Raw genomic sequence first — 16,488 nt, forward strand, 5'->3', positions numbered from 1 at the left:
ACCGACAAAACAAATCGGTTCGCCAAGACTGCCGCATCACTTATGATACGGACTCCCAATCTGTATCATAAACGCGCGATAAATCTGCTCAATCAACACCAGCCGCATCAACTGATGCGGCATGGTGAGCTTGCCAAAACTCAAGGTATCATTTGCGCGTTTCATCACCGCCGGCGCCAAGCCCAGCGAGCCGCCAATCACGAAGGTAATGTCGGAATGGCCATAGGTCGTCAGGTCTTCGATTTCTTTGGCAAAGACTTCGCTGGGCCGCTGTTTGCCCTCGATGGCCAGCGCAATGACCCATTCTTTGTCCTTGATTTTGCCTAAAATCCGTTCGCCTTCAATGGCTTTGACCTGCGTCATCTCGGCCTCAGACAGCGACTCTGGGGCTTTTTCGTCAGCCACTTCCACAATCTCGACCTTGGCAAATTTGGTCAGGCGTTTGCGATACTCGGCAATCCCGTCTTTAAAGTATTTTTCTTTCAGCTTGCCCACGCCGATAATTTTGATATTCATGTTCGTTCGCCTCTGCTTTCCTGTTCAGTATAGCAAAAAGCGCCTGCTCCTCGCAGACGCTCGCGTTTACTTAAACCACCGGCTGGCGAAATCGTACAACGGCGTACTCATGGGCGTCGTATGTAGCGCCGCTTCAAATGGCCCGGTGTAAATCGCTGCATCGGCCCCTTGCCCCAGCTTCACGGCCCAGGTCGGGTCATACAGCAGCTGCTGGCCCACTGCCACTAATTCTGTCGTGCTCAGCACGTTTTCGACGTCTTCGCGGGTCCGCACGCCGCCCACGCCGACTAAGGGCAAGCGGCCCGCCAACTGCTCATGCACCACAGCCAGAATACTACGGTCAACAACGTCGGTCCGCGCCACCCGCTGATAGTCATTGAGTGACACGTGCAAATAGTCCAGCGGCTGCCGGGCCAGCTGATCCACCAACCACAAGGTATCGTCAAGGCGAATGCCCGGTGTTTCATATTCCTCTGGCGACAGGCGATACCCCACGGCAAACGAACGGTCGGCCGTTTCGCGTACCGCCGTCATCACCGCGTCAATCACGGCTTGAATAAAGACGTACCGCTTGTCTCGAGAACCACCAAACGCATCAGTCCGCCGGTTGGAATGCGGGGAGAAGAACTGTTGCAACAAGTAAGTATTAGCCCCGTGTAATTCCACACCATCGAAACCGGCCGCGATCGCGCGGCGCGTGGCCGCACCAAACGCTTCAATCGTAGCCTGAATCTCTGCAGTGCTCATCGCCCGCGGGGTTTCCGCATTGGCCCGTTCTGCGGCCACGGCGCTGGCCGACACCGGCTGCTCACCACTCAGCGTGGCCCGATCCGTCATCCGGCCGGCATGAAAAATCTGCACGATGGCTTTAGCGCCTTGGGCATGAATCGCCCCAGCCAGCGCTGCCAGTTGCGGAATTTCGGCGTCTCGGTCAATGCCTAGCTCGCCTGGCCAGCCTTTGCCGCCTGGCTGCACATTGGCGGCACCGGTAATGACGGCGCCCAGGCCCTTCGCCCGGGCGTGATAATAGGCGATTTCGTCCTGCGTTACAGTACCATCAAAAAAGCTTTGTTTCGTCGTCATCGGCGACATCATCAGGCGATTTGGTAAAGTGACCCCAGACCGCAACTTCAGTGACTCATTGAACTTAACCATTGCACTGCCCCCTCAGTTCGTGTTGTTTGTCGCTTACTAATTATAAGCTCATTCCAGCACAAGTGCCACCGGCGATTCGGTCAAATAAGCGGTGACCGCAGCGGTAATTGTTCGCTAATGATTGACAATGTAACGACTTATTGCCCACTTTTTACACATTACCCCCGATGCTGTTTTTTGGTCTCGCCGTACAAGTAAATTTATAGAATGCCGATTTGATAGCATTTAGATGCATCTTTTTGGCCTTTTTTACCCGTCATCCGTATAATTTACCTTAGCGTGTGTTTTACACGAGTTTTACACACGCTCCATTGTTTCACTTGTTTTTTAAGTGCAGAATAGTAGTGTTGAGTCAATTTTGGAGCGTGTAAAAACATATGACTGTAATCAAAAACATTGCCAAAGACCGGGTGCTTCAGATCACCGCTGCCTTGGTAGTGCTGAGCCTGTTCGTTGCTAAGCCACGACTTGCGGACATCAGCTTTTCAACACTCTGGTCGATTCTCGGGATGATGACGGTCATCCAGATTTTTGAATACCTGCACATCCTCGATTATTTCGCTTACCGGTTAACCAGTATTGCCGCTGACTCCAGGCAGCTGCTGGTGATGTTCGTCGGGCTGGCGCTCGTCGCCGGGATGGTGCTCACCAACGACGTGACCGTCATCACCCTGGTGCCGTTGTACCTTCAAATTGCCAAAAAATATAACTTACGCGAAATTCTACCAGTGACCCTGATCGGCATGGCGGCCAACTTCGGGAGTGCCTTCACCCCATTTGGGAATACGCACAACATCTACCTGATGAGCCACTACACGATTACCGCCGGTCAGTTCTTCGGCTGGTCGACGCCGTTGCTAATTGCCAGCATCATTTTGCTGGCTGGGTTTGTGTTGTTCATTCCAAAACAACCACTACCAACCGTTGAGTTCCAAGACATCCACATTCAAACGCGGCCAACGGTGATTACCTGCATCGTGGCGCTGTTGATTTTTGCCGGGGTCTTCAAGTTCATCCCTTCGTACGTTGGTGCCATCGCCGCGATTCTGTTGGCCAGTGTCTACAACCGCGAGATCATGAAGAATGTCGACTACGCAATCGTTTTGACCTTCGCCGGTTTCTTCGTGATTGTCAGCGTCCTTCAGCAGATTCCCTGGGTCGTCAATCTCATCTCTAGCTTGATGAGCAGCGCCCACTCTGTTTTCCTCACCAGCATTCTCAGCAGTCAGCTGATTTCCAACGTACCATCAACGGTGCTGATTGGGAAATTCACCAATTACGCCGCGGCACTGTTTCTTGGCTCCAATATTGGGGGCCTCGGTACGGTGGTCGGTTCAATGTGTAACCTGCTGGTGTACAAGGAATACACCGACTGGGGCAACCATCACCCCGGCAAGTTCTTCCTCGGCTTTTTCGCCTTCAACATCATCGGTCTGTTGGTGCTGGGTGTGATGGGCTGGCTCATTCTCGATTTTGTTTATTAGTAGAAACCAAACGCGCGTCAACTGCAATTGAGTTGGCGCGCGTTTTAGTTGGCTTCGAGGGCGCCCGGCGTGAGCTTGGCGCGGATTTTATCCGGTAACGCGGCTCGTTTGACCGGCTGCCAGCGCAGCACCTTCTGCCCTTTCGTTTTCACCGCCAGATAGGTGTCAGGGGCAAGCGGCTGATCCGTGACTTGAATCAAGAGCTGGCGCGGCATCCCGCACCGATCATAGGCGGTCAGTTCATAGCGATAATCACGGCCGCCATGCGCGTTGGGGAGCCACTCCACTTGCTTGGCTTGGGTCGAGACATAAACCGTGGTGCATGGCACGACCGGGTTCAAATAGTCAATCGCCGCTGCGGCCTGGGTGGTTTGATTGCGCGTCATCAGCGGCATACCAAACAGCACTGCCACCACAATGATCACTAATGCGCCGCAATTCAACCCAGCCCGTTTCATGTGCTCCCCTCCTTGTTGTCACTATACCAATCAGAATATTTATCGGCATACGACTTAGGAAGGATTTCACATGGGGCCTTCGTGGGATTTTTCATGGCTTAATTGCTCGATGCGTTCACTAATCGGCATGTGCTCTCAACAATCGGTCATTATCAGTCCGGGAGACTGATGCTGTTTTCTCACCCTACTGTTATGAAGCGGGTACAGGCGGGGCGGCGGAGGCGCACCGCCTCTATCCGCTGTGCCTCAAATGATTCTTAAAAAAGCGGCACCACCGCAATGGGTGATGCCGCTCATAAGCATTAAAGGTCTTCGCCGTTGGTGGCGATCACTTGTTTGTACCAGTTGAAGGAGTCCTTGCGGCTGCGCTTCCAGCTGCCGTGGCCTTCGTCGTCAGCATCGACGTAAATGAAGCCGTAACGTTTCTTCATTTCACCAGTCGAAGCCGAGACAATGTCAATCGCGCTCCAAGGGGTGTAGCCAATCAGCGGCACGCCATCTTCAGCCACCGCCTTTTCGGCTTGCAGCAAGTGGTCGCTCAGGTACTTGATGCGGTAGTCGTCGTGAATGCTACCATCCGCTTCCACCGTATCATACGCGCCAAAGCCATTTTCCACGATAAACATTGGCTTGTGCCAACGGGCGTTCATCCAGTTCATCGCATAGCGCAGACCCACGGGATCGATTTGCCAGCCCCAGTCGGAGCGCGGTACGTATGGATTTTTGACGCTGGAGTTCGGTTCGTCGTAGTCCATTTCGGGATTGTTTTCGTTGTACTCAACGGCATTGCTGTTGTAGTACGAGAACCCAACGTAATCCACGGCGCCAGCCTTCAAAATGGCCTCGTCTTCAGGGGTGACATCAACATGGATACCTTTGCGGTCCCAGTAGCGGCGGACCCAGGCTGGGTATTCGCCATTCGCCTGCACATCGCCAAAGTAGTAACGGTAATCCATGGCGCGCTGAGCAAACAGCACATCTTCTGGCTTAGCGGTCAGCGGGTAGATTGGTGAGAAGGCAATCATATCGCCGATTTGCAGGCTTGGATCGATGGCATGCCCGATTTGAACGGCTTGAGCGCTGGCAACGAATTCCAGATGCGCAGCTTGGAACATGGCTTCTTCCCAGTTTTCGTCATCCTTCAAAATCAAGCCAGAGTTCTGCAGTAGGGCATGATCACTGCGCCAGTTGGTCTGGTTGTTGATTTCGTTGAAGGTCATCCAGTACTTGACCTTGTTGTGGTAACGCCGGAAGCAGGTTTCGGCAAACTTGGTGAAGGCATCCACCACAGCCCGGTTGCGGAAACCGCCGTAATCCTTGACCAGCTTCAGCGGGATTTCAAAGTGTGACAAGGTGACGACTGGCTGAATGCCATTTTCTAAGCAGGTATCAAACAGGTCGTCATAGAACTTGAGGCCTTCCTCATTCGGCACAGCTTCATCGCCATTGGGATAAATCCGAGTCCAGGCAATTGAGGTCCGGAAGCACTTGAAGCCCATTTCGGCGAACAGCTTGATGTCTTCCTTGTAGTGCGAGTAAAACTCAACACCCCAGTGGTTCGGGTAAGTCTGGTCGGGCAAAACGGCATCGTCCTCGATGCGGGCCACCCCATTGGCGCCGGCGCGCATCACATCCGCGATACTTAAGCCCTTGCCGCCTTCTTGCCAACCACCTTCAGCTTGGTGCGCCGCAATCGCGCCGCCCCATAAAAAGCCTTCCGGCATCTTGTAACCTTTGCTCATAAAAAATCCTCCTTGTGACGATAAAATAGACGAGTGTGACAGTCGAAATGCGACCCGCAGCATCTAGTTGCGCTCCGTGGGGCAACGCCCGTGCCCCTAGCTACGCATTAGGCATCGCCGCAAAAAACGCGCCAATACCTAACGCTAGGCTATGTGACGGGCTAAGTGCGGCCCCACTCCGCAGCCTTCTTTAGTTGCGCTCCGTGGGGCAACGCCCGTGCCCCTAGCTACGCATTAGGCATCGCCGCAAAAAACGCGCCAATACCTAACGCTAGGCTATGTGACGGGCTAAGTGCGGCCCCACTCCGCAGCCTTTTACAAAAGTTTGGCGCTGCTCTGGGCCTCGCGACTCTGGCTAGCCAGGGGCGGGGCGCCATCACAGCGCCAAACGGAAATTATTTGCCAAGCGAACGCGGGAGACTACTTGCCTTCCTTGTCCAAACGCTTGTACAGATCAACGATTTCGCCCGCCAAGTCGCGGAACGTAATGCTGGTCATCAAGTGGTCTTGTGAGTGAACCATGAGCAGGCTAACCTTAGCGTGTTCGCCGTTAGCTTCAGCCGTCAGCATCTTAGTCTGTGAGTTGTGCGCATCAACTAAGAAACCGTCAGCTTCTTTGAGCTTGGCATCTGCCGTGTCAAAATCACCCTTTTTGGCGGCTTGAATTGCTTCAAAAGCGGAGCTCTTCGCGTTACCACCATTCAGGATCAAGCCCATGATTGCGTCCATGTTCTGTTCTTCTTCAGCCATTGTATTCTCCCATCAAAAACTAGTTATTGCGTTCTGGTACCGGTTACTTTTTACGGCAAGCTTACTTTTGGAAGTTGTCGATTGAGGTAACGGCTTCCTTGAGGACCTTTTCACCGTTCATCATGCCGTAGTCTTGCATGTTGATGACTTCGACAGGAATGTTGTTAACCTTCTTCTGGAATTGACCAAGCAGGTAACGAACCTGAGGTCCAAGCATTAAAATGTCTGGGTTCTTCGTTGCCAATGCGTTGTCAGCATCGGAGGCAGCGGTTGCAAAAATCTCCGTATCAAGACCTTGAGCTTCAGATGCCTTCTGCATCTTGGATACAAGCAAGCTGGTGGACATCCCAGCAGAGCATACGAGCATGATTGTCTTTTTGTCAGCCATAATTAAGAACTCCCTTTGATTAAAATTTTCGCAGTTAAAGTTTAACCGCTTTCATTACAATGCTATAATAATACGTGGGTACAAAATAAACAAGTGCTTAGTGCAAAAATTTGTTTGGAGGGGCGCTCATGTATCATCAAATCGCGGAGGAACTGCTTCAATCGATTCAAGCTGGGGAGTACCAATCGAAACTCCCGACCGAGCAAGAATTGATGAAACGCTTTAATGTCAGCCGGAATACGATCAGGCGGGCGATCGATGTTGTTTATCAACACGGGTTGCTTCGCCGGATTCAAGGCAGCGGCTACTATGTCAATAATGTGCAATTGCAAAGCACGATGACCATTAATTTGTCCATCGGCGCCGGCAAATCTTTGGCCAAACGCGGCCCGCTGAAGTCGAAAATCGTCACCTTCGACCGGGTGCTGGCGCGTGAAATTCCGCTGGCTCAAAAAATGAAGATTAATGACGACACCGAGTTGTGGCGCATCATTCGCCTGCGTTACTTCAACGGAATGCTTTATTGCCTTGAGGAAGCCTACTATCTGCGGGATGTCGTCCCATTCATTTCCACCGACGTCCTCGATGATTCGCTGTTTGACTTCGTGAAGGAAACATACGATATCGATCCCGATTCAAGTGATGACTTCCTATCCATGACCACCTTAGGCCCCGACAAGGCTGACCTGATGAACCTCAAGCCAGGCACCTCCCTGCTGACGCTGGCCCAGATCAACTACATGCGCAACAACGTCATCTTCAACTTCTCCCAAACCGTCTACTGCTACCCAGGACTGGACTTCTACTTCCACTCAGCACACTTGAGCAGCAATTAACAGGCTGTGGAGGTTGGCGGGCTTAGCCAGATGGGTAGCCTAGCTGAAGGCATTGCCGTCGTACTTTGATGGCGAGGCCTTCAGCGTAGCTATCCACTCCGGCGTTGATCAACCGGAGCGCAACTAACAGCCTGCGGAACGGGGCGCACTTAGAATGATGGCGAGCCTAACCACCTGCCCTTTACCAGTATGGCACATAAGAATTCGCTCCAACCAGTCAAAAGGACTCGCCTTCTGCATGAAGACGAGTCCTTTTACGTTGCTTTTAAACGGCCGTTATCGGTCCATCTGACGGCGTACTGCAAACGGTATTTCCTGTCCGCCGCCACGCACTCAAGCGTTGATAACGCCTGCTAGGCCGGTTTAACCTCATACTGGTCAGCATCCCGCCGTCCAGTCCGAGCCCGCAGCGCGTACAAGATGGTGATGGTGTCGACGACTTCTTGGAACAAGGCACCAATGATCACCGGAATAACGCCGGCGCTGGCAATCAGCATCAGGACCGTACAAATCCCAATCCCGATCCACACCGCTTCTTTGGCGATGCGCATGGTGTCTTGAGAGATGATCACAGCGCAAGCGACTTTAGTTAGGTCATCGCGCAGAACCACTGCGTCGGCCGATTCGCTGGCGGCCGTGGCGCCGTGCGCCCCCATGGCAATCCCAACATCAGCGACCGCCAAAGAAGGTGCATCATTGACACCATCGCCGACCATGACCACTGGCCGGTTTTCTTTTGGCGTCTGATCCAGCACGGCGATTTTATCGGCTGGTAGCTGTTCAGCGTAGACCTCATCGAGGCCTACTTGAGCCGCTACTTTATCCGCAATCGCTTGGGAGTCGCCAGAAATCATCAGGGTCTTTTCCACGCCTAATTCGTGTAAAGCGGTAATGGTTTGCTTGGCTTCAGGCCGCGTGCGGTCGGTAAAGGTGATAACGCCCGCGTACTGACCGGCCACGTTAACGAAGACCGCGGTGGCATCCACTTGCTGGTCAGTTTCCGCAAAGGCCGCCTTCCCGACCCGCACCAGCTGGCCATTCACGGTGCCTTGCACCCCTTGCGCGGTCACTTCTTCGGCATCAGCCACTGGCAGCAGGCCCTTACCTGCCGCTTTAACCAAAGACCGGGCCAAAATATGAGTAGATTGCTGCTCGGCACTGGCCGCCAGCTGCAAGAGCTGATCAGCGGTGTAGCCGGCTGCCGGCAAAATCTGATCCACCGCCAGGACACCTTGCGTGATGGTCCCAGTTTTATCGAAAGCGACCGTTTTCGCAGTAGCAAGTTTTTCCAAAGCGGTCCCAGATTTCACGATAATCCCGGCCCGGCTGGTGCGGCTCATCCCGGAAACCATGGCTACTGGCGCCGCCAAAATCAAAGGACATGGGCTGGCCACCACCAGCACCTCAGCAAAGCGCAGCGGGTTACCAGTCACGGCCCAAGCCACGCCGGCAATCAGGTATGCCACCAGCGTAAATGGCAAGGCATAGCGATCGGCCATGCGGACAAAATGCGCCGGCCGCGCTTCGGATTCTTGCACCAGCCGCACAATCCCCTGGTACTGACTGTCGGCGGCGCGCTTGGTAACGCGCACAGTCAAGGCGGCATCGCCGTTGACCGTCCCACTCATCAGCTCATCATGGACGTTTTTCTCCACGGGCTTGGATTCCCCGGTCAAACTGGCTTCATCGACCAGGCTACTGCCGGCCGTAACCACGCCATCGACTGGCACCAGTTCACTCGGCTTCACCACGACGATGTCATCCACCTGCACGTCATCGACCGAGACATCGTGCAATTGGCCGTCAACGAGTCGATGCGCCGTCGTGGGCGTATTATCCAGCAATTGCTTAAGATCAGCATTGGCTTTCGTGGCGGCGAAGTCTTCCAGCGCATCCCCACCAGTCAACATCAGAAGCACAATCAGCGCTGCCCAATACTCACCAACCGCCAGGGTCGCGACCACCGCCGTGATGGCCAATAAGTCCACCCCAAACGAGCCGCTCCGCAGCGTTTTGATCATATCAAGCAGCATCAGAAGTGCAATCACCGCCCCGATGACTGTAATGACCACTTGCGCCCACTGCGCGTGGTGAAGCCCAAACTCACAAATCAACGCGATAATGCCGACACCTAGTACCGCCCAAAGCCGACGATAGTTTTTCACCGATCTCACTCCTTCATCAAATATCCGTCTTAATTATAACGGTTCTAATGTAGAAAGTCCAGTTAGATGAGAATTATTCTTCTTTAGGTGGGCACAACTCAATTGGCCACGCTACAGTCCCGGCTGCGATCAGATTTTGCATGTGGTTGAACAAAAACAATAGCCAGGTGAAGCCAATGGCAAAGCCTTGCATCTCAAACGCGGTTAATGAGGGATAGCGGAAGAACTGGAACCCCATGTACATCAGAAATTCCAGTACCCCCACGGCATACGAGGCCCAGAGGAACTCTTTGGACACGCCTGGCAGCAGCCACCGCAGGCTCACAATGATGAGCAGGATAATCGATACCAACCACATCGACACCCGGTCGTGCAGCACGTGGAACTGGGCGTTATTCGGGAAAATCCCGATGCAGGCCAGATCTACCGCCGCCAGCGTCAGGAGGCCGCGCAGGACATTCAGACGCATGTTATGCGGATACTGCTCCGCCAAACACACAAACAGGTAATCGACCAAGGTGATCATCACCAGCGCCGTCATGACCAACGTGAGATTGAACTGCCAAGCGTTGCGAGCCAACTGCGTCCCCAAGAAGCTCAGGTTATACTGCCACCAACGCCGACTGCCATTAGACGCCATCGCAATGACAGCGCCAGAAACCACGACCACCGTCAACAGCGTCGACAGCGTGGTTGCATTGAGGCGCAGCGCCATTTGGACCATAAAGATATTTGCTAAGGCTAAGAACACCACCAGCAGCACCAGCGCCGTGAAGGGATCGAAACTCGCCCCAGGAAATAGCGTTCCGAGCACCCAAGAGCCGCCCAGCAGCAACATGCCCAAGATCACCACAAAGGCAATCATGATCACGGGAAAATTCCGCCAGTACACCCGCTTGGAAAAGCGGTTATCCGGGTCATTGCGCGACTGAATGAAAAAGCCAGCAAACAGCAAGGTCCCGCTAACCAGCCCTAGGCCAATGGTAAAACTCGCCACCGACACATCGCCATCCAGCGGTATCATGCGCAGGCCTTGGCTCAGCCAATAAACGAACGCCCCCAACGCCGTAATCGCCGCCACTGCCAGCGGCCAAATGAAACTCAGTCGCCCGGACCGCAGGCGCTCCACCCGCTCTGGTTGCATGATGATGCGATCATTTTTGATTAACAGTTGCATTGGGGTATCTGGTTTCACCCGCAACTGTGCGTATACCCCTTCTGGCACGGTGACGGTCAAGCGCTCAGTCGCCGGTTGCGGCGGGATTTTTGCTTGCTCCGTTTCTTTCATGATGATTTTCACTCCTATATTTGATCTCTTTGCCTATAATACCGTAACCAGCCAGCAAAATTCGCCTTTCGAGCAAAAAAGCCCCGCCTCAGACTGGGCAATCTGAAGCGGGACTCATTTTTTGGGAGGAGGAAAATGGGTATCGATGATGAGAATAGTGGGGTCTATTCAATCTCGATGTGATGGGGATCTTGTTGCTGTTCGGTCAGCTTCGGCAAGGTAATGGTCAACACACCGTTGTCGTAAGCCGCCTTGATGTTGTCTTCGTCGACATTTGGCAGCCGATAGCTGCGACTCATCGCGCCATAGCCGCGTTCGCTCATCAAGATGTTGCCTTTGTCATCACTGTGGTCATTGAAGTCTTCCTTCTTCACACTGATGTTCAGCACATTGTCTTGGTAGTTGATGTGAATGTCGTCTTTCTTGATGCCAGGCACATCCACCTTCGCGACGTAATTCTTGTCGGTTTCTTTGATGTCCGTCTTCAGCACCTTCGTATCAGGCATCATGCGGTCAAAGAACCGTGGAGCAAAGTGATCGAAAAAGGGATCATCCAGCCAGTCATTCCGCGTCAACAAGTCATTTGCCATAACCAAAACTTCCTTTCTAAAATCTGAGCTAGTCGCGCTGATTGCTCTGCGCGTACTTCTTTGGAACAATTCAAGGCTAACAGGTCGCCATTTTGACATTCAAATAAAATGCTTAAGCAATTGGTATCTGATGATCCGCTGCGGCTTGGGTCAGCTTCGGCAGCGTGATCGTCAGAACCCCAGCCGTCAAATCAGCGGTAATCGCGTTAGCGACCACATTCGGCAACCGAAAGGCCCGCTTGGCTGCCGCTTGCGGCCGCTCTTGAACCAAGTAATTGTGGTTCCCAGCTGCGGCCGGCTGTTGCACGGCCACCGTCAACTGTTGATTTTGATAATTGAGGTCAATCTGATCTTTAGTGACTCCAGGAACATTCAACCGCGCAATGTAGGCATCGGCAGTTTCCTCAATATCCGTTGGTAGGTCACTGGTTGGGACCGCGTCCAGCCAATCAGAGAATGGATCAGCCAACCAGCGATCGCGCATAAGTTCATTTGCCATCATTGATGACTTCCTTTCATATCCAGCTCAACAAGGTTTCGTTCGTTCCTTGTTTACATAATGTATTATCGGTCGTTTTAGCACTCTTGTCAAGAGAGTGCTAAAAATAAACTAAAAAAAACTGCTGCACCCGCGGGTTCCGGTGCAGCAGTGCTTTTAAGCGCCCGTTAGCAGATTTTGCCACCCAAGGCTTTCATTTCTTCACGCCGGGCTTGTTCCTCATCGCTCAGCGGTTGCGCGCGGTCTAAGGTCACCGCGCCGTCCAGGACGCCACTATCATCGCGCAGGTTCAGGGCGCCGTTGCGATAGTCGAGGGTGAGCCCATGGCCGAGGTACATCGGCTCCAGGCTCCCAGTCGTGATGGTGAGATCGGCATCATTGGCCAAGACGTCGGCATAATCGCCATCGGCCACTTCACTGATCACCAGCTGGAACTTGTTGCCAATGGCACAGGTGCCGCCGAGCTTTGAGTACTTGCTACTACCATCGTCTAAGGCGAGGAACAGGTGCTCACTTGGTAAGACCTTCCCTGTTAAGTACGTCTTTGCTTCTGGCTTGATTGAGATTTCCATTTGACTCACCCTTTCGTGGTTTTTAGGTTGTGCACAACCTTTCCATCTCCTATATTACGGAGTTGCGGGGATAAAGTCAAGATTAACTTACTTTACGATAGTCAGTAAAGTGATCATACACACCCAAACACACGCTATCCCCAACAGTTATCCACACGGTTAAAAACTTGACCCCTAGTGATTGTGTTCACCTTCGTTTTTGACACCAGATTTCGTGTCGCGAAAAATCAAGTCAATTATTTTTGATTTCGAGTTATCCACACTAGCCAATAATTCAATTTCACGAACTACCCTGTCCAAAACCGCGTCCCATTAGGCCGTACAGGTGTTTGGTGAGCAAGAAAATTTTCTTATCCACAGGCCATCCACACCCTGTGTAAAAAACTATCCACGACGTACAATCCAAGTTATGAACACTATCCACAGACTTATCCACAGGTTAAGGGGTCAGTTGTCCCCACTCACAATTCACACTTGACAAAGTAATCCTGAACATTTCGGCGTGGCCACTGTCCAACATCTGGAAATTGACAGAAAAAAGCCCGCCGCATCGTCGAATGCAACGGACTTTCCGAATAAGGGTAACAGTCGGGTGAATTCTGCGTGGATTATTCAGAACCAACTGCTGGCAATGCCAGCAAAAAACGGAATGACCTCCACCGGATCATTCCGTTTTTCCCATTAATGATATTTAGTTAGAACTCGACGTGTCCAGCTGATCCGTGGTTTGACTCAACTTCACGCTGACGGTCTTTTTCTCACTGCCGCGATAGTACGTCAGCTTGATGGTGTCCCCGACGGCGTGCTTGTAAAGCGCGGTGTGCAAGGTGGCGACACTGGAGACACTGGTGCCATCAACGGCGACAATCACGTCGTAGCGCTTGAGCCCGGCTTGCTTGGCCACACTGGTCGAAGTGAAGCCTGCCACGACGACGCCTGAGGTGACACTCGATGGCACCTTCAGCAGAGAGCTTTGCTGCGAAGCGGAAACCGACGAGAGATCCCGGGCTTCAATCCCTAAGGCCGGCCGGACGACTTTCCCTTTTTCCACCAGCTGATTGATGATAGAAACGACTTCGTTACTTGGAATGGCAAAGCCCATCCCTTCAATCGTCGCTTCTGAGTTGCTGGTGCCGGACAGCTTCATCGAGTTAATCCCGATGACTTGCCCAGACAAGTTGATCAGCGGCCCACCGGAATTCCCGGAGTTGATGGCGGCGTCGGTTTGGATAACCGTCGCTTGGCCAGTGGTTTGGCCGGTGGTTTCATCGGTGACATCCACAGTCCGGCTGGTGGCAGAAATAATCCCTTGGGTCACTGAGGTCGCGTATTGCGAGCCCAGCGGCGACCCAATCGCCAAGACGGTTTGGCCAGCAGCAATCGAGCTGGAGTCACCGAAACTGGCGACCGTGGTGACCTTGCTGGCATCAATGGACAGCACGGCCAAGTCGGAAGTCGAATCTGTGCCGACTAATTTCGCAGTCACCTTGGTGCCATCAGACAAAATGACTTCCAGCGCATCGGAACCGGAGACCACGTGATTGTTCGTCACGATGTAGGCTTTACCGTCTTTCTTTTGGTAAATGACCCCAGAACCTTCGCTGGCTTCTTCTAACTTGCCTGAGCTGCTACTATCACTGGATGATGAGTCGCTATCTTGCCCAAACATATCGCCGAAAACATCGAGGCCGCTGCTGGTGCTTTGCGACTTCTGCATATTGATAACAGAAACGACGGCCTTTTCAACTTTCGCAAAGGCGGTTTGCGAAGCGCTGCTTTCCTTCACTGAAACATTGGAAACTTGAGTGGTGCCAGATTTCTGACTGGTATTCGTCACGCCAAGATCCGCGCTACTACTTTGGCTGAGGCCCCAGTAGGCGACCCCGCCACCAACGCCGCCCCCGATCAAAGCCGCAACCACGGCCACGATGGCAAGTTGCTTGATGCCACCGCGCTTTGGTTTCGGCTGATTTTCCGGGGTTGGTTGTTCTTCTTGGAAATCGTGTGATTGATTATCCATTTCTGACCCTCCTACACGCTTATTTCGATAGTTTAAGTGTACAAAGTGGGTATGACGAAAATATGAAGAAGGCTAGTAATTATCGTGTTACTCGCCCTACGCGCCCACCGTGAACAATGGATCGGCAATCGCAGGGTCGGTGTCCAAAATTTTGAAGTCGTGGTCCACTGCCAAGCCTTGCGCTTTGAGCATGTTCGCCACAGTCACATGGGCCAAGGCCTTGATGTTGTTGTGCGGCGACAAGTGGCCAAGGTAGATGCGCTTGGTTTTCAGCCCAATCACATCCATGATGGCATTCGCCCCGTCTTCATTGCTTAGATGGCCAAAATCACCCAGAATGCGCTGCTTCAACGACCACGGATACGGCCCTTCGCGCAGCATTTCCAAATCATGATTGGTTTCCATCACTAACGCATCGGCATCGCGAATGGTGCCTTCGATGTGGTCGGACACATACCCCGTATCCGTCACAATCGCAAAGCGCTTGCCATCATGCTGGAACTGGTAAAACTGGGCCGCCGCGGCGTCATGGGACACGCCAAAACTTTCGACATCGAGGTCGCCTAAATCAAGCGCCGCCCCGCGGTCAAACACCCGCAGCTGATCTGGTGGCAACTCGCCGACACTGCGCGGCAAGGCCGCAAACGTCGGCGCATTAGCATACACCGTCAACTGCGGATACCGCCGCGCCAGCACCCCGACGCCCCGGCAATGATCCGTGTGCTCATGCGTAATAAATACACTATCGATATCTTTGAGATCCCGATCGATACTATGCAGCAAATCATTCAGCTTTTTGCCCGACAACCCCGCATCCACTAGCACCTTATGCTGCGGCGTTTCGATATACGTAGCATTACCTGAACTACTTGATGCAAGCACCGACACCCGCATCCCAAAATCCTCTGTCAAAATAGTCACCTTTCTTTGTAGGCTGCGGAGGTCGACCGCATTTAGCCTGACGAGTAGCCTAGCCGGCTGGTTTGCCACCGTTCTTTGGTGGCGGGCCAGCTGGCGTAGCTAATCGCTCAGGCGTTGGTCGACCGGAGCGCAACTGTAGAAGCTGTGAAATGAGGCCGCGCTTAGCTAGTTTAGTCTAGTTGCGCTCCGTGAGGCCAACGCCTGAGCAGCTAGCTACGCACTAGCCCTCACCGCCAAAAAACGGCGGTAATGACTAGTGCTAGGCTACCTGTCAGGCTAAACGCGGCCTCACTCCGCAGCCTAATCTGCTACTCTAGCTTTCAACACGGTCTTATTAATCGCGTTGACTTTCTTCACGGTCAAATTCTTCGACCCTTGGCTTTCAATGCCGACGAACCAGGCGGGAATATAAACTGTACTGCCCTTCGCGTCCAAGAGGTAAGTGTAGGCTAAGCGCGTCCACTTGACCGTACTGTTGTTAGCAATTTCGTTTTCTCGGTACAGGGTCGTCACCGCGTCTTGCGCGCTGCACAATGCGACATTCGCGCGCAAGGTGGTGGCGCTAGGCAGGTAGGTTTGCGTGTAGCCGGTCAAGCGGTGGTTGGCCACATGCAGCGTCAACTGCGCCCGGTCATCATAGAACAAATGGCCGCCGATTTTCTGCGCGAAGACGTAAGCACTGGCGCTGGAAAGTTGCGGGGCGTAGACATAGACTTCGCCGTGCACCACGTTGCCTTCGGTCACCCAGCGCTTCAGCCGCGCCGTGACATTACTTTTAACCGTCAGCGGACTTTGCAAGGTCGCTGTGAGCGTCGTACCATCGGTTTTCGAAAAGCGCAAGTTTTGGCCGGCCAGCGGCGCCGCGTCGGCTTGGAGGGTCGAGGCGTTGGTGCTAGCAAGATAGCTGCCTTCACGCGTGGTGGCGCTGAGCTTTGGCAATTTGATGTCGTCACGCTTGATATCTTGCAAAATTTCCGAGGTCGCATCGCCCGCCGTGGCCAAATCCACCTGCTGGTTTTGGAAGAACGTCATCCCTAAGAAGATGTTCAGTGCCACGAACACAATGAGAAAAATGGTTTCGATGCGTCTAAAGTCCATCCTTCA

Annotated in this window: 16 protein-coding genes; 2 read left to right on the top strand and 14 right to left on the bottom strand. The window is 53.1% G+C overall.

Annotated elements, in window-relative coordinates; genetic code table 11:
• Positions 1 to 36: 36 nt before the first annotated feature.
• Positions 37 to 516, bottom strand: coding sequence for a 23S rRNA (pseudouridine(1915)-N(3))-methyltransferase RlmH (rlmH, locus tag EKM90_RS01665; protein ID WP_125579319.1), 480 nt, complete (start codon positions 514 to 516; stop codon positions 37 to 39).
• Positions 517 to 582: 66 nt separating this feature from the next.
• Positions 583 to 1,671 (bottom strand): NADH-dependent flavin oxidoreductase, encoded by a 1,089-nt coding sequence (locus tag EKM90_RS01670; RefSeq protein ID WP_125579320.1) that lies wholly within the window; start codon positions 1,669 to 1,671, stop codon positions 583 to 585.
• A gap of 377 nt (positions 1,672 to 2,048) precedes the next feature.
• Between EKM90_RS01670 and EKM90_RS01675 the strand changes: the two genes are divergently transcribed.
• Positions 2,049 to 3,155 carry an SLC13 family permease gene (locus EKM90_RS01675; protein ID WP_125579321.1) on the top strand — a complete coding sequence of 369 codons (1,107 nt, stop codon included), beginning with the start codon at positions 2,049 to 2,051 and terminating at the stop codon, positions 3,153 to 3,155.
• Between the two features lie 44 nt (positions 3,156 to 3,199).
• Here the strand turns inward: EKM90_RS01675 and EKM90_RS01680 are convergent, their stop codons facing one another.
• From EKM90_RS01680 to EKM90_RS01695, 4 genes are all read right to left on the bottom strand, one after another.
• A complete protein-coding gene (locus EKM90_RS01680) occupies positions 3,200 to 3,613 on the bottom strand; it encodes a YxeA family protein (RefSeq protein WP_125579322.1) in 414 nt (137 codons plus the stop codon).
• Positions 3,614 to 3,915: 302 nt separating this feature from the next.
• Positions 3,916 to 5,355 (bottom strand): 6-phospho-beta-glucosidase, encoded by a 1,440-nt coding sequence (locus tag EKM90_RS01685; protein WP_125579323.1) that lies wholly within the window; start codon positions 5,353 to 5,355, stop codon positions 3,916 to 3,918.
• Between the two features lie 420 nt (positions 5,356 to 5,775).
• Positions 5,776 to 6,105 (bottom strand): PTS lactose/cellobiose transporter subunit IIA, encoded by a 330-nt coding sequence (locus EKM90_RS01690; protein ID WP_125579324.1) that lies wholly within the window; start codon positions 6,103 to 6,105, stop codon positions 5,776 to 5,778.
• Between the two features lie 61 nt (positions 6,106 to 6,166).
• Positions 6,167 to 6,493: a PTS sugar transporter subunit IIB gene (locus EKM90_RS01695; protein WP_125579325.1), complete on the bottom strand. Its 327-nt coding sequence runs from the start codon at positions 6,491 to 6,493 to the stop codon at positions 6,167 to 6,169.
• A gap of 128 nt (positions 6,494 to 6,621) precedes the next feature.
• Between EKM90_RS01695 and EKM90_RS01700 the strand changes: the two genes are divergently transcribed.
• A complete protein-coding gene (locus tag EKM90_RS01700; protein WP_125579326.1) occupies positions 6,622 to 7,329 on the top strand; it encodes a GntR family transcriptional regulator in 708 nt (235 codons plus the stop codon).
• 353 nt (positions 7,330 to 7,682) lie between these two features.
• Here the strand turns inward: EKM90_RS01700 and EKM90_RS01705 are convergent, their stop codons facing one another.
• The 8 genes from EKM90_RS01705 to EKM90_RS01740 all read right to left on the bottom strand — a co-directional run bounded on the left by EKM90_RS01705 (position 7,683) and on the right by EKM90_RS01740 (position 16,482).
• Positions 7,683 to 9,494, bottom strand: a complete 1,812-nt coding sequence (locus EKM90_RS01705) for a heavy metal translocating P-type ATPase (RefSeq protein WP_125579327.1) — start codon at positions 9,492 to 9,494, stop codon at positions 7,683 to 7,685.
• Positions 9,495 to 9,567: 73 nt separating this feature from the next.
• The gene (locus EKM90_RS01710; protein ID WP_225422665.1) at positions 9,568 to 10,782 is read right to left on the bottom strand and encodes a hypothetical protein; all 1,215 of its coding nucleotides are present in this window, start codon (positions 10,780 to 10,782) and stop codon (positions 9,568 to 9,570) included.
• A gap of 164 nt (positions 10,783 to 10,946) precedes the next feature.
• The gene (locus EKM90_RS01715) at positions 10,947 to 11,372 is read right to left on the bottom strand and encodes an Hsp20/alpha crystallin family protein (protein ID WP_125579328.1); all 426 of its coding nucleotides are present in this window, start codon (positions 11,370 to 11,372) and stop codon (positions 10,947 to 10,949) included.
• A 112-nt stretch (positions 11,373 to 11,484) separates the two neighbouring features.
• Complete coding sequence (locus EKM90_RS01720) at positions 11,485 to 11,871, bottom strand: Hsp20/alpha crystallin family protein (RefSeq protein WP_164507808.1); 387 nt, start codon at positions 11,869 to 11,871, stop codon at positions 11,485 to 11,487.
• Between the two features lie 167 nt (positions 11,872 to 12,038).
• Positions 12,039 to 12,443 (bottom strand): iron-sulfur cluster biosynthesis family protein, encoded by a 405-nt coding sequence (locus EKM90_RS01725; protein ID WP_125579330.1) that lies wholly within the window; start codon positions 12,441 to 12,443, stop codon positions 12,039 to 12,041.
• A gap of 691 nt (positions 12,444 to 13,134) precedes the next feature.
• Positions 13,135 to 14,463, bottom strand: coding sequence for a S1C family serine protease (locus EKM90_RS01730; protein ID WP_125579331.1), 1,329 nt, complete (start codon positions 14,461 to 14,463; stop codon positions 13,135 to 13,137).
• Positions 14,464 to 14,559: 96 nt separating this feature from the next.
• Positions 14,560 to 15,384, bottom strand: coding sequence for an MBL fold metallo-hydrolase (locus EKM90_RS01735; RefSeq protein WP_125579332.1), 825 nt, complete (start codon positions 15,382 to 15,384; stop codon positions 14,560 to 14,562).
• 300 nt (positions 15,385 to 15,684) lie between these two features.
• Complete coding sequence (locus EKM90_RS01740; RefSeq protein ID WP_125579333.1) at positions 15,685 to 16,482, bottom strand: two-component system regulatory protein YycI; 798 nt, start codon at positions 16,480 to 16,482, stop codon at positions 15,685 to 15,687.
• Positions 16,483 to 16,488: the final 6 nt, after the last annotated feature.

Origin of the sequence: Lacticaseibacillus suibinensis, assembly GCF_003946175.1 — a bacterium.
GTDB lineage: Bacteria > Bacillota > Bacilli > Lactobacillales > Lactobacillaceae > Lacticaseibacillus > Lacticaseibacillus suibinensis.